The organism is Lacipirellula parvula (assembly GCF_009177095.1).
GTDB lineage: Bacteria > Planctomycetota > Planctomycetia > Pirellulales > Lacipirellulaceae > Lacipirellula > Lacipirellula parvula.
Genome location: NZ_AP021861.1, coordinates 4,322,607 through 4,336,622 on the forward strand (window position 1 = coordinate 4,322,607; position 14,016 = coordinate 4,336,622).

A 14,016-nucleotide genomic window follows, 5' to 3' on the forward strand; every position below is an offset into this window, starting at 1 on the left:
GTTTGCGTCGTATCATGCCTGAAGTTCAGCATCAGGGCGCAACTCGTGGTCTTCATCTGCAGCGCGACCGAGAGGCTGTTGCGATTCGCTGCCATGCTCCGTATCCGCGGTCGTCTGCGAGGCCAGCAGGTAGACTTGCACCATGGCGCCCGATGTGAATGCGTGAACAACGGTACCGGTCGACGTTTCGATCTCTGCGGCCGACTCTCGAACTTGTCGTCCAGTGATGCGAGCAATCTCGCGTCGCATCTCATCATTGGAACCGCTAAAAAGTCGACGGTGATACTCTTGCACCTGCGCCATTCCCTCCGGGCTTCGAACGAGCGCCCGTTCGGCTGGCGAGAGTGCATCAAGTAACGTGACCACGAGCGTATCGTCGCCGAGTACGACCGTGACCGCCCTGGGGGCGTGGCCGGTACGCTGCTGCTGCATAGCTTTGGCCAGTTGAGCGATTTGCTCAACAGCCGACGGCGCGGAAGATGGCACGGTGGGTGGTCCTTTGTCGTCGCCGCATCACTGCGGACAACAACGAAAAAAGCCGACGTGCAAAACGCCTTGATGGCGTTCCAACACGTCGGCTTACTTACTAACGAGCCCTCCAGCGTTGGCTGGACTGCTCCTTATTATGTCTTCCGAATGCTTAAGTCATTCAGCTTGCAGATTACTCGCTTTAAGCGATTTCGCTGCACTTGTGACTGACTCAGCAGATGAACTGTAGGCTAGCCCCCTGATAATAGATACTCCCTATTTGTTTTACTTCTTCGTAATTTGGCGTTTCGGTTAGGGCGCCTTGGGATGTAGTCTTCAGCAAGCAGACCGTGCTCAAATTCGCTCAATAGACTCGAATCGGCGGTATGATGGGGGTTGAAACATGAAGTCGGTCGGCGAGATCGAAGCAGGAATCTGTGAAGGAGTTTCTCGATTCGAGTTGGAGTACATGGGCCGCGGTCCGAAGGACATTCGCGCTCATCTGCTGGGCGATATGGTTGTTGTTAGACTCCAAGGAGTGCTCACGGGCGCGGAACAGCATTTAGTTGCGTCCCTTCCGGCCGACAAAGGGCGGGATCTTCTCAAGCAAGTTCGCACCCATTTGATCGAGACGGCGCGGCCGCTAATGGAGGCGATGATTGAAGCGGTCACCGAAGTCAAAGTGGTATCTCTCCACCACGATATCAGCACGACAACGGCGGAAGAGATCCTTGTGTTCACCTTGGCGGCCATCCCCCAGTGTCGTGAGGCGAAAAAGCGATAGCAAATGTGTCTCTCGCCAGCATATTGGGAACGCTAAATGCAACGTCGACTTTGAACCACTACGACGTGTGAATCATGCGTGACGTTGATCAGTGTCGCGCAATCTCAGTATTGAGGTTCGTTGGCATGCATCAGTTTCCGGCAGTTCGCCCCGCCGATCAATTCAACGTCTCCCTGTCCGGCGAAATGGTCGCATGCAGCTGTCGTGAAGACGCCGCGGCGGTGAGAGTAGCAGACGCAATTCTTTCGGGACACGACAGATCGACGCATCAGCCGATCTATCTAAAACGCCTTGTCCGCCTCCTCCTGAGATATGGCCGTATACGCGCCGCGTGCCTATTAAGCGGCAGTGTCGTTGGTCTACTTTCTCACTGTCTCGCTTCGTTAGAGGATGATAAAGAGAGCGCCGCCGAGCATCGGCCGTTAAAGGCGCAGATTGTCGAGTTTCACTTCCATCAATTAAACGATTGAGCGTTGTGAGTTCAGGCCGACTCGCTTCACATCACATCGCGACGCACAATCACGTCAGTCTCGCTGTTCGTATCGTGAAATCGGTTGTCGGCTCCATCTGCGTTGAGAATCCGAGTAGGCACGTGCATTGCACGCGTCTATGCCTCGCGATTGTTCGTCTCGCATCGCAACCGTCTCGGTAAGGGGGCAGCTTCTTATGCCCTCCTTAGAAAGAACGCGGTGCAACTGGGAAGGAGTGGCTGCAAGGCGTGAGATCGCAGATTGCTACGAAACAACCTGTTAAGAAAGCAAAGAGTCATCGAAAATGAAAGTCACCATTAACACAGTGTTAGGATGCTTGCTGTGCCTTGCCGGTGCATCCAGGGTAGCCGGAGCTGCGGAAGAGGCAGGCCACGAAGGACTGACCCACGAAATTGCCGCTTGCATGTTGCTCGGCAATCAGGAAGAAATTGCCCTTGCACAGTTTGCGGAACAGCATGCGGAGCATGCTGATGTGAAGGAATTCGCCAAGGCATTGGTCGCTGCCCACACGAATGCCGTCGCAAGCATTAAGAAGGCAGCCCCAGAAGTCGCCGATCTTCAGCTGACGGCCGGTAAAGGCGTCACTTCGGATTTAAAATCGCAACACCATCAGGCGCTCGCGATGTTGCAGCAGGTCAAGAGTGAATGCCTGGCGCTCACCGAGAAGGAACTCGGCGAGTACAAGGGGAATGAATTCGACCAGGCCTTTATCGGCCAACAGGTCGGCGCTCATATTGGAATGCTCGCTCAGCTGCGGGGGAGCAAGAATTTTGCCTCTCCGGAACTCCAAAAGGTGATTTCCGAAGGCGAGAAGACGACGGAGGCCCACATGGCCGCAGCAAAGAAGATTATGAGTCAGCTCAAGACGAACGCATCAACCACGGCTCGCGTGGGACAGCGTCCGGCAGCGGGGACTCGCTAGACTTAAGTGACGGAATTCAGTCCCGACGTGGCGGTTCATCGCCACGTCGGGATTTCCTTCACATTATCGATTCTTTCCTCTGCAGAGTTCCGTCATTAATTCGACCTCCATTTGCTGAATCTCCATCATTCGCTCCCATTGATGAGACATTAGTTCATCAAGCTTCACGTGAAGGTGTCGAATTTCCAGCTCTGCTTTGAGATTGATGCGGTAGTCGTGTTCAGCACGCATCCGATCTCTCGCCTCCAGTCGGTTCTGGCTCATCATGATCACTGGCGCTTGGATCGCGGCGATGAAGGACAAAACAAGGTTTAATAAGATGAACGGGTAAGCGTCGAATGCCGACGTGCGAAGCACAATTGCATTAACGCCGATCCACATCGCCATGCCGCCAGTAAATAGAATTAAGAACGACCAACTGCCTCCGAAAGCAGCGAGCCGATCGGAGAGCCTGTCGCCCAGCGTTCGCTGTCCGATAAATTCGTCATCCACGTTCGCTGAAAGCAGTTCATGCTCACGCAGGCTATCGACCACCTCCCGTTCCAGCGATGACAATTCGCCCCGTTCCGCGATTAGTGATTTTTCAATGTGCAGCGCTCGGTAAGTATTCAAATCTTCCAGGCAGATGAACTGATCGGCACTCCATTGCGGATGCTCGACCTCAATAAGCGACGCAATGGGCGCTCTCACGAGATCTCCAGGCATCATCTGGGAAGACGGTTTCATCAGGCCGCACACGCCGCATTTCTTAAGCGAAGGGTAAGTCATAGCTGAGGCTTTCGGTTCGAGAAAGGAAGCGTGCGGCAGCAACGCAGGAGACTGATATGGTTAGATGTCCAAGTAGGATGACGGGCCTTCGCACTTTGACGTAACGACGCCAATGAATCACAAATGCGATCAAGCGGGGCCACTTTCAAAGCGTAAGCTTGCAGTCATTCTGACGAAAGGCACAGTAGCGCTCATCGTAATAATTGTCGGCGAACGCTTTGCATCCGCCGGTGATTCACGTGATCAATTATGTCATTTGTCGGAGGCGTCCTGGGTTCTTATAACTCCGGCGGGGCGCTCGCTCACGGCCGCGCTCGATCAACTTGATGTCGAACATCGGTGGTTACGAAGCGACTTGCGAATCGCTTGGCGCTCGGGCGAGCCAATAACTGGCCCTCTTGAGAAGCGCCGGGCGCCCCGGACGGCAGCTGAAACCCATTGCAGCGCTTTCGCCGCTGCGGTCGCTAGCCACTTTGGAGTTTATCTCCTTCGCCCGCCTGAGCACTCGCACGTCCTTTTGGCCGATGCTCAATTTGATTGGCTGTCGAGCCCTAGCGGTCGACAAGCAGGCTGGAAGTCTGTGAAGGGACCGCTTGATGCACAGAAACGAGCAAATTCTGGTATGCTCGTCGTCGCCGTAGTCAAGAACTCAGACGCCAGACTTCCCGGGCACATTGCTGTGGTGAGACCAAGCGATAAGCGTGTCATATGCATCACACGTTGCGGACCGCAGATCCTTCAGGCGGGTTTTACCAACTATCGCTCCGCCGATCTGATCCTGGGCTTCGAACGTCACTCCGGTGCCTGGCTGCCTGCGGGAAAGGGATCGGTTCGATTCTTCTCACACACGGTTGATTTGTGTCTGGGGCGCTGTTCAGCTTCGGAGTGCAGCCGATCCAGAAACTTTAACTGCGAGCGGCCAGATTGAATTGATGGTCGTTGCCAGAACGTCAACGAATGTGCCCCGACTCGACGGCGAAAGGAAACCGGCCATGGGATGCGACGGTCCTACCAACGAGCTACTGCTTAAGTTGGACGCCTACTGGCGCGCCGCAAATTACCTTTCGGTGGGCCAAATTTATCTGCGCAGTAACCCGCTATTGCGTGAGCCGCTGGCGCTCAAGCATATCAAAGCGCGACTGCTTGGCCATTGGGGAACAACGCCCGGGCAGAACTTTATATACGTCCATCTCAACCGGGTGATCAAGAAGTACGATCTGAACATGATCTACATTTCAGGCCCGGGACATGGCGGGCCTGCGCTGGTCGCCAACACTTATTTAGAGGGTACCTATTCAGAGTTTTATCCTGACGTGACTCAGGATGAGGCGGGAATGGCGAAGTTATTCAAACAATTCTCGTTTCCTGGCGGCATTCCTAGTCACGTGGCTCCCGAAACTCCGGGATCGATCCACGAAGGAGGCGAGTTGGGCTACTCGCTGAGCCATGCGTTTGGAGCCGTGTTCGACAATCCAGAGTTGATCGTGGCCTGCGTAATTGGCGATGGCGAGGCAGAGACTGGCCCGCTGGCCACTGCCTGGCACTCCAACAAATTCCTCAACCCCGCGTCTGATGGGGCCGTCTTGCCGATCTTGCATCTTAACGGTTTCAAGATCGCCAATCCCACCGTGCTGGCTCGAATCGGATCTGATCAGTTGGCGGAGTTAATGAGGGGATACGGCTACGAGCCGTTTTTCGTTGAGGGCGACGATCCGGAGGCGATGCATCTCCTCATGGCAACCACGCTTGATACTGTCGTTGGCAGGATTAAGGAAATTCAGCACGCGGCGCGAACCCATGGTTTTTCAGGCGTGCCGGTGTGGCCGATGATCATCTTGCGATCTCCCAAAGGTTGGACAGGTCCCAAGGTAGTCGACGGCGTCCAGATCGAAGGGACCTGTCGATCCCACCAAGTGCCGCTTACCGAAGGGCCCGAGACGCCCAGTCATATACCGCTCCTAGAAGCATGGATGAAGAGTTATCGACCGGACGAGTTGTTCAACGAATCGGGCTGTCTTGTCGCCGAGTTGGCCGAATTGGCGCCTCACGGTGAGCGGAGAATGGGGGCCAATCCCCATGCCAACGGCGGGATCCTCTTGAAGGCGCTGCGGATGCCCGACTTCCGCGAGTATGGCGTTAGCTTTGCGTCGCCCGGCTCCGTCGATCGGTCAGATACGCAGGTGCTTGGGCAATTTCTAAGGGATGTAATCAAACTAAATCAGTCGCAACGCAATTTTCGCATCTTCTCCCCCGATGAAACTGCGTCGAACCGGCTTTCCGCCGTCTTCGAGGCTACTTCAAAGCAGTGGCTCGCCCCCATCGAAGCGAATGACGAGCATCTGGCCGCCGAAGGTCGAGTGATCGAGATGCTCAGCGAGCACCAGTGCGAGGGATGGCTAGAGGGTTATTTGTTGACTGGTCGGCACGGACTACTTAACTCATACGAGGCCTTCATTCACATCGTCGACTCGATGTTCAACCAGCATGCCAAATGGTTGAAGGTAACGCGCGACATCCCCTGGCGGCGGCCAATCGCCTCTCTGAACTATCTGCTCGCCTCGCACGTCTGGCGCCAGGATCACAACGGGTTTACGCATCAAGATCCCGGGTTCATCGACCACGTCGCTAACAAAAAAGCCGAAATTGTTCGCGTCTACTTGCCGCCGGATGCAAACAGCCTTCTCTCGGTGATGGACCATTGCTTGCGTAGCACGCACTACGTCAACGTCGTCGTCGCAGGCAAGCATCCGGCTCCGCAATGGCTTGGCATCGACGCCGCTGTCGCACATTGTTCCGCAGGAATCGGGATGTGGGAGTGGGCCAGCAACGACCAGGATGGTGAGCCTGACGTAGTGATGGCCTGCGCCGGGGACGTGCCGACGCTCGAAACGCTCGCGGCTGTCCAGTATCTACGACAATCATTGCCCGAACTCAAGATTCGCGTCGTCAATGTCGTCGACCTCATGAAGCTCCAACCTGCGAGCGAACATCCTCATGGTTTGAGCGATTATGACTTTGATACGCTCTTCACGAAGAACAAGCACGTGATCTTCGCATTCCACGGATATCCGTGGCTGATCCACCGACTGACCTACCGTCGTACGAATCACGCTAATTTGCACGTTCGCGGCTATAAAGAAGAAGGGACGATCACGACTCCGTTCGATATGGCAGTGCTGAATGACTTAGATCGTTTTCACTTAGCGACTGACGTCATCGATCGATTGCCCCAGCTTGGTTCGCGGGGAGCGCACCTGAAGCAGGCCCTCCGAGACAAGCTCTTTGAGCATCGACAGTACATCAATGAGCAGGGCGAAGACATGCCCGAGATTCTGAATTGGAAGTGGGACCTAAGCTAAGCCTCGATCCATAGCGAGCCGAAGGATTCGAACGTGTCCCAACCATTATCTCCATCGGGCAAGCACAATTTGATCCTTGCCGTCAACGCTGGTTCTTCGAGTCTCAAGGTCGCCGTATTTAAGGCGAATTCACCTCCCGTTCGAGTTGCATCGGCCAAGGTCGAGCGAATTGGCGCGCGTGACACTCAAATCACCTTTATGGTCGGCGGTGAGGCGTCTCGCTCAGAAGCAGTGCTCGCCAGCTCTCACGATGACGCACTTGCTGCGATCATGTATCGCGTACAGGAGAGGATATGCGCTTCCTCTCTAATTGGCGTCGGTCACCGTCTTGTTCATGGCGGGCCTAACCATTCGGCGTCGGAGGTGATCACGCCAGAGTTGCTGGACGATATCCGCCAGCTTGAAATCTACGACCCAGAGCATTTGCCGTCCGAGTTGCAGGTGATCGAATCGCTGCAACGACGGCTGTCAGGTATCCCTCATGTCGCTTGTTTTGACACAGCCTTCCATCACGATCTTCCAGCGGTCGCGCGACGGCTACCGCTGCCGCGGCGACTCGACGCACTCGGCATCCGGCGCTATGGATTTCACGGGCTTTCCTACGCCTACCTGATGGACCATTTAGCGCGATTAGATTACGGGGAATCACGGGGCCGAATCGTCCTTGCGCACTTGGGGAACGGCGCAAGCTTGGCGGCGGTGCGAGATGGCAAACCCATCGACACCAGCATGGCGTTCACACCTGCCGCCGGCATTCCCATGAGCACCCGATCGGGAGACATCGATCCCGGATTGATTGAATACCTCCTGCGAGCTGCGGGCATGACGGTTCAAGAATTTAATCGCATAGTCCACCTAGAGTCAGGACTTCTCGGCGTCTCCGAGACTTCTGGCGACATGGAGCTACTTCTGGAACGCGAACATGAGGACGCGAGGGCAGGGGAGGCAGTGGCAATATTTTGCTACCATGTCCGCAAGTATATTGGCGCGTACGCTGCGGCAATGGGAGGACTTGATACGCTCGTCTTTGCCGGAGGAATCGGTGAGCGCGCGGCAGAGGTTCGATTTCAGATCTGTACAGAGCTTCGATTCCTGGGCATTGAATTGGACGCGACGTCAAACAGGGACAATGCCGATCTAATATCAAGCGGCGTTCTTCCCGTGAATGTGAGAGTCATTGCCACAGACGAGGAACTGATGATTGCGAGGGATGTGATCAACGCCATTGGCTGAGCAAACACGGCGCTTCTGCTTTCGTGAGGTTGTACAGTCCAGTCTCGATCACGCCTGACGTGCCCCTTCAAAAGAGCCCGCGCTTGGAGCGAGAATCAAATAACGAGCACGCCGTCTTTTAGGAACGCGGCTGTAAAGCGACCAACGAAAGAGGCCCGGCCAGAAATTGACCGGGCCAATTGAGGTTACGACAACGCGATTATTCGCGGTTAGTTTCCACAACCGCAGGACGCAGCATCTAACTTCCAATTCTGTTCCGTCTCTTTCGAGTTCTTCGAAAGGTGAACGTGACGATCGACCCGCTCAACCCAAGCTACAGGAACGAAATGATGTTGGCCATCAGGGCTGTCATTCTTCGTGAGCTTGATTGCTCCACCTTCGACATGATCTACAACGCCCATCTTCTTTCCGCAGGACGCAATGACATCCATGTGGTCTGTGATCGCACCGACTCCACGATCAGTTCCCTCACCCGGACCACTCATTCCTGTCTTCTCCTTAACGAAGTCGACTGCATCCTCTGCACCAGTCGCGATCCTTTTACTAACGTCTTTCGCAGCATTTGCGACTGCATTCCCTGCGTCGGCAACGCCATTCTTCACTGTGCCGGCCATGATCGTCTCCTTAAAATAAGTTAAGCGGCGGTTCCGCTGCATCCTGTGTAGACATCCACACCTCACATACGGTGCAACTGTCATACCGTTGCGGGTTACAGAAACCGGGCGTGGGGGAGGTGATTGGAGCGCGACCACAAGGCGAGAAGGCGAAGTTAGGTGGTTCGTTCGGTAACGAAGCTTTCGCTTGGTAGGCCGCGATAAGCTGACGCAAATCTGACGCAGATCCGCCAATGCATCCTCTGGATATCGTCCGGATTTAGCACAGGCGTTATTGGACGAATTAGCCGTGCATTTGCGAGTCATCCGCGAAGTGTCCACCTACCGGTCCGGTACAATCAGGATGGCAGTTGTTAGACTCAAAATCCAGTGCCCGCAAGGGCGTGCCGGTTCAAGTCCGGCCTCCGGTACTTCTTTTGTCCCAACGACTTGCAACAAATAACTGCAAGTCGTCCTCAGTGGTCCGAACGACCACTGGGGACAATCTGGGGACAGGATTGCTTTTGCATTGCGATGCGTCGATGGTCTTCTCGCAACTCGCGAGGAAAATCGCATCATGGCATCGCTCGAAAAACGCGGAAGCGCTTACCGTGTCGTCTTCCGCTATGCTGGCATCAAGTACGCTCGTTCGCTCGAAACCAAAAGTGAGAAAGCTGCCCAAGCAGCGTTGGCTCGCCTGGAAGACAATCTCCATCGCCTGCAGCTCGGCACGTTGCAAGCGCCTGATCATGGCGACCTAGCCGGATTCCTGCTGGCCGACGGTCGCACTCATTCGATCGCTTTCTCAGTAGCCGTTCCATCGCAGACACCTGCTCCTACTGGACTGACGCTGGCTAGTCTCTTAGAACGATTTTGGACCAATCTTCCCGAAGGGAGCTTGGAGAAGTCAACAATTGCCGGGATGAAGATTCACCAAAGGCAGCTTGAAAAGCATTTTGGAAAAACTCTGTTCATTCAGTCACTCACCCTTTCGCAGCTCCAAGGCTACATCAAAGAGCGATCAAAAGACAAAGGTCTTCACGGCCGCCGAGTCAAATCTACGACGATTAAGAAAGCCATCGTCACGCTACGAACCGTCTGGAATTGGGGCCGCCAGCACGAATTGATTGAAAAGGAGTTTCCTTCGAGGGGGCTGAAGTATCCGAAAGGCGAAGAGAAATTGCCTTTCATGACGTTTGCTGAAGTTCAGAAACGCGTACTCAATGCATCTGTCGCCGAGGCTGCCGAACTTTGGGAATGCGCCTTTCTATCGACACGCGAAATCAACGAGCTCTTGGAAAGAGTCAAGGCCTTTGGCAAGCAACCGGCGGTATACCCCATGTTTATGTTTGCGGCCCACACCGGCGCCAGACGATCGGAGATGATTCGCTCGAAACTGACGGATATTGATTTTGTAGAAAACGTCATCACGATTCACGAGCGGAAGAGATCGCACGATAAAGTAACGACTCGCCGCGTTCCGATGTCTCCACCGCTCCGCGACGCTATGAAGAGTCTCGTGTCGTCGCACCCGGGGACAGGTTCGACATTCTGGCATCAGGCGTCGGCAACTCGCGGACACCGAATGGTCGCTCCCCAGCCGCTCGATGCCGATACCGCGCACGACTACTTTAAGCAAACACTAAGCGATACCAAATGGACTAAGCTGAGAGGTTGGCACGTTTTTCGCCACTCATTCTGCAGCAATGCAGCCGCAGCTGGCATTGATCAGCGAATCATTAATAGTTGGGTTGGCCACCAGACGGAAGAAATGGTTCAGCGTTATCGACACATGCTGCCCAACCATGAGCAGGCTGCCATTGCTCTGGTGTTTTCTGCCGCATCGTGACAGTCACCTCAGCGACTGCTGAGCGATACAAGTCAGTGAGTCTTGTACTGCGCCACGCTCATTCATCACCAGTGATTGCGTAGACAAACACCGGCAGCCTTCAGACCAGCGATACATCGCTTGAATTGGCGATCGCCCTTCACGCATCCAAAGTGCTTCGAATGTAGCGTGCCAAACCGAATGCGAGCACGCGGACCTGTTCTGGCGTCAGCCGCTGAGGTTCCTTCTGAGCCCAAGAGATGAAAGCCTTCGGGTTCAGAACCCACGTTTGAGCCTTGCCTTTCGACTCAACATACCACCCGGGAAAGAGGACTACGCCGCGCACTTCCGTTTCAAATCCGGCGTATTCCGTCAATACGTCTCGGATACGCGATGCTCCCGCGCGTGCCTGGACTACTGGGTCTCGGTCCGGTTCCATCCCGTTGACTAGCACCCGCTGACCGTCGTAAGTGACGCGAGCGTCACCAAGCGGCTTGGAACGAGTTTTAGTTTCGATAGCAAAAACGCCGCCCGGACCAATTGCCACATGATCAACATTGAAACCATCGAAACAACAATCGTGAAAGACTTCGTAGCCCACGGGCAGCAACTCGCTCTGCAACAACTGCCCTGTTGAGCGTTCTCCCTTGAGACCGGTTTTGATAAGTCTCGCCTCAGCTTTGACAGAGCGCCATTTCCACGACGCGATGCCAACGATAACGACGGCGATGAAGGTCAATGTTTTTGGAACTGGCGGGGAGACGAACCACCACCGCCACCATTCCATCCCAGCGGTCACGGCAGCCAAAATTGCCGTCATAAACCATGGGTACGCAACATCCAACAGCAAATCATCAAGCGATTCCCTCAGTGACTGGCCCGGATCTCGTAGTGGCGTATCGCGAATAGGGTCTTTCACCAGTCATTCCTTACGTGTGTGCAGGTCTGCAATCATTCAACCAAACGACGGGGTAGTTTGGGAGATTATTCCGCTCGGCGATTTCACCCAGAGACGACCACAATCCCCAATGCATCGCCACTGTAGCGATGATAGTTGCATGGCAGTGACTATCCAAGGCACCGCACGAATGCTGAAGCGAGTTATCGGATGGGAGCTTAGTATGAAAGCCCTATGCGATTTCAACAGTTAATCGGATCGCGACAATCGAACTGAACCAAGCCCATTAAGGCCACCGCCAAACAACCCAACTTCAGCATATTTATGCCTATTATTGCCGAAACCTGACCGATACTTTTGCAACTGGCCTTGCTCTGCCCAAACGACACTCGAGCCCTCCCGCCTAATCCCTATTACTTCCATACAGGTCAACGACGAGGCGCAGCTATGCAGCAGGCCTTTCTTGACGAATCGGGCTACACCGGACGCGACCTCCTGAACAAGGAACAACGATTCCTTGTGCTGTCAGCACTATTCATCAGCGAAGACGACGCGAAAGCCTTAAAAGCCCAATACTTCCCTAGCTTGCAGTCCCCCGAGTTGAAGCACCAGACGCTCACTAGGCGCTCGCAGAATTGGTCGGCAATGCTGGCAGTACAGCGAGAATGCCTTCAGACTCATCGTGGAATCTCGTTTGTAGCGGACAAGCAGTACCTCTGCGTCTTGAAGTTCCTGGATGATTGCATCGAGCCCTCTTTTTGCGCGAGAGGATTTGACTTTTATAAGGACGGATTCAACCACGCGATGGCAAGCGTTCTGTGCCGAACTGGGCCAACGATTTTTGGCGCCCAGGAGTTCGAATCCTTGATGCGTCTCTATATCAGAGCATCTGCAACCAAGGAGTCGGTTGACATTGACGCCCTCTGTAGCCATGCACGCACGCTCAGAAGCAACGAACATCTTGGCGATCTTTTGACACCGGTAGCGGACAATCACCCCGAATTTCGACGTGAGATATCAAGCCCAAATACAAGTACCAACGTCGCATCCTCGTTGCTATTCGGCTTAGTGAGCCAGCTGGAATCTCGCTCCGGAGGTGAATATACATTGACGCATGACGCATCGCCCGCGATGCGAAAGTATCATGATGCAATCGTCAGCATGATGCACACCGATGTCGCCGACTTTCGCATCTCGGATGTAGCCAGCATTTCCTTTCCGCTCCAACTAAAACAGATTGTTGAGGCAGACTCGAAAGCCTCGACCTCCCTGCAACTTGCAGACTTATTGGCAGGCGGCGTGCACACAGTGGCAAAATCGCTTTTTGATGCGGCTGCTCAAAGCGATTACAGCACTTCGGTGCTCGAACTGTATTCGGACGATAACTTCATGTTCATGTTTCCGAGCAGCGACTGCACTGACATCCGCGATCGCTTCGCCAACACAGAAACGGCGCAAATGATCGATTTCATCGGGCGTGTGATTGACTGACCCAAGCAGATCAGGCTTGCGAGGGCGGTGCCTTTCTGCTTAAGAGCCTGGCGAGACGCCATTCCAGAGATGCGATTTGTCGCACATTCTAGTCCACAGGAGATAGTGATGGCCATCAATGCGCAAGAGTTAGCGTGGTTTGTCGCCAACTATACGGCAGTCACAGGCAAGGCAGTACAGAGGTTCGTTTGCCCAATCACGCTCCGCGATGATGAGAACGCAGAACTCTCCAACGGCCACGTGTTGAATGCAGCTCTGCACACTGCCTCACGCAAAACAGTCATTCAGCGCAAAGACGTCGATGGGTATTTCGGAAGAACGATTGAGCCGCTGCTGATCGACCTGCTGAATCTTCCGATGACCACTCCGCAAGAACTTCTTCGACGAGTTCGAAATTGGCAACTTACCACCCCGCAAGGCGAACAAGTTGAGTTATTCTTCTCTGACAGGAGAGCTCAGCAAAGATTTCAGCAGGCCGGTGTTTTCGATGGAAACAGAAATCTCGTCGCCACACCATTTTTGAGAGAGCCAAAGCTCATCCCATCAGATATCCAACCAATGCGAGTGAGCGGTTCAACCTTCATACCCGACGGCGTAATCGAAGGCTGCCTACTCAAATCCGCTTATTTGGCGCTATTTCAAAGACTGGGGTACTCTTTTGTCTTCAATCCCTTAAGTAATGAAGTTCGCGTCGCACTTGCGAAGTTCTACCAAGATGGAGCCCCCCCGGCAGAAGCGAGAGGTTATTTCCAGGCCTTCAACGGGTGCTGGTCAGTCGCTAACACGGGTGAAGCGATCCCCGATACGCTAGAAGATGGCACGGTGCTCGTTCATACGACCGGCGAGAATACAAGCGAGAGTTTCCAATTTGCGATCAGTTGCCTTTTTCGAATTAACGGCAAACTGATTTCCGTAGCTTTGCCGCCTTGCCTCTCGCCAACTCCCTCTTCGGAGGCCCTTGATAGGTATAAGGCATATCTGGGAGATCAAACAATCTCGCAACAAACTCATTTGGTCCAACTGGCAGCCGTTGATTCGAATTAATCGAGATAGCCATATTTAGCTAGCCAGTCAGCGAGCGCTTCCTCGGCAATTTCTTGCTGTGTATCAGGCTTGGCGTCTTTCAATCTCTGTTCTAAGTGAGCTCGTCTCAGCGCCTGAGCAGTCCGGCGTGGGAGCCT

The 14,016-nt window shown here is 54.2% G+C and carries 12 protein-coding genes; 8 read left to right on the forward strand and 4 right to left on the reverse strand.

Features of this window, described 5'->3' with window-relative positions:
• Nucleotides 1–12: 12 nt before the first annotated feature.
• Nucleotides 13–486, reverse strand: coding sequence for a DUF2294 domain-containing protein (locus tag PLANPX_RS16895; RefSeq protein WP_232536149.1), 474 nt, complete (start codon nucleotides 484–486; stop codon nucleotides 13–15).
• 385 nt (nucleotides 487–871) lie between these two features.
• Here PLANPX_RS16895 and PLANPX_RS16900 point away from each other — a divergent pair, with 385 nt between their 5' ends.
• From PLANPX_RS16900 to PLANPX_RS16910, 3 genes are all read left to right on the forward strand, one after another.
• Nucleotides 872–1,252, forward strand: coding sequence for a DUF2294 domain-containing protein (locus PLANPX_RS16900; RefSeq protein WP_152099868.1), 381 nt, complete (start codon nucleotides 872–874; stop codon nucleotides 1,250–1,252).
• A 125-nt stretch (nucleotides 1,253–1,377) separates the two neighbouring features.
• Nucleotides 1,378–1,722: a hypothetical protein gene (locus tag PLANPX_RS16905; RefSeq protein ID WP_152099869.1), complete on the forward strand. Its 345-nt coding sequence runs from the start codon at nucleotides 1,378–1,380 to the stop codon at nucleotides 1,720–1,722.
• A 304-nt stretch (nucleotides 1,723–2,026) separates the two neighbouring features.
• The gene (locus tag PLANPX_RS16910) at nucleotides 2,027–2,665 is read left to right on the forward strand and encodes a DUF4142 domain-containing protein (RefSeq protein ID WP_152099870.1); all 639 of its coding nucleotides are present in this window, start codon (nucleotides 2,027–2,029) and stop codon (nucleotides 2,663–2,665) included.
• A gap of 63 nt (nucleotides 2,666–2,728) precedes the next feature.
• Here PLANPX_RS16910 and PLANPX_RS16915 read toward each other — a convergent pair whose 3' ends face one another.
• The gene (locus tag PLANPX_RS16915) at nucleotides 2,729–3,433 is read right to left on the reverse strand and encodes a DUF1003 domain-containing protein (protein WP_152099871.1); all 705 of its coding nucleotides are present in this window, start codon (nucleotides 3,431–3,433) and stop codon (nucleotides 2,729–2,731) included.
• 992 nt (nucleotides 3,434–4,425) lie between these two features.
• Here PLANPX_RS16915 and PLANPX_RS16920 point away from each other — a divergent pair.
• Both PLANPX_RS16920 and PLANPX_RS16925 read left to right on the forward strand, forming a co-directional pair.
• Entirely contained in the window at nucleotides 4,426–6,792 is a 2,367-nt protein-coding gene (locus tag PLANPX_RS16920) for a phosphoketolase (RefSeq protein WP_152101910.1), read from the forward strand.
• A 33-nt stretch (nucleotides 6,793–6,825) separates the two neighbouring features.
• Nucleotides 6,826–8,025: an acetate/propionate family kinase gene (locus tag PLANPX_RS16925; RefSeq protein ID WP_152099872.1), complete on the forward strand. Its 1,200-nt coding sequence runs from the start codon at nucleotides 6,826–6,828 to the stop codon at nucleotides 8,023–8,025.
• A 209-nt stretch (nucleotides 8,026–8,234) separates the two neighbouring features.
• Here the strand turns inward: PLANPX_RS16925 and PLANPX_RS16930 are convergent, their stop codons facing one another.
• The gene (locus PLANPX_RS16930; protein ID WP_152099873.1) at nucleotides 8,235–8,639 is read right to left on the reverse strand and encodes a DUF2171 domain-containing protein; all 405 of its coding nucleotides are present in this window, start codon (nucleotides 8,637–8,639) and stop codon (nucleotides 8,235–8,237) included.
• 556 nt (nucleotides 8,640–9,195) lie between these two features.
• Between PLANPX_RS16930 and PLANPX_RS16935 the strand changes: the two genes are divergently transcribed.
• The gene (locus PLANPX_RS16935; RefSeq protein ID WP_152099874.1) at nucleotides 9,196–10,467 is read left to right on the forward strand and encodes a tyrosine-type recombinase/integrase; all 1,272 of its coding nucleotides are present in this window, start codon (nucleotides 9,196–9,198) and stop codon (nucleotides 10,465–10,467) included.
• A gap of 139 nt (nucleotides 10,468–10,606) precedes the next feature.
• Here the strand turns inward: PLANPX_RS16935 and PLANPX_RS16940 are convergent, their stop codons facing one another.
• A complete protein-coding gene (locus PLANPX_RS16940; protein WP_152099875.1) occupies nucleotides 10,607–11,365 on the reverse strand; it encodes a nuclease-related domain-containing protein in 759 nt (252 codons plus the stop codon).
• A 426-nt stretch (nucleotides 11,366–11,791) separates the two neighbouring features.
• Here PLANPX_RS16940 and PLANPX_RS16945 point away from each other — a divergent pair, with 426 nt between their 5' ends.
• Nucleotides 11,792–12,835: a DUF3800 domain-containing protein gene (locus PLANPX_RS16945; protein WP_152099876.1), complete on the forward strand. Its 1,044-nt coding sequence runs from the start codon at nucleotides 11,792–11,794 to the stop codon at nucleotides 12,833–12,835.
• Between the two features lie 108 nt (nucleotides 12,836–12,943).
• On the forward strand, nucleotides 12,944–13,879 hold the full coding sequence (locus tag PLANPX_RS16950; protein WP_152099877.1) for a hypothetical protein: 936 nt from the start codon (nucleotides 12,944–12,946) through the stop codon (nucleotides 13,877–13,879).
• Nucleotides 13,880–14,016 lie beyond the last annotated feature (137 nt).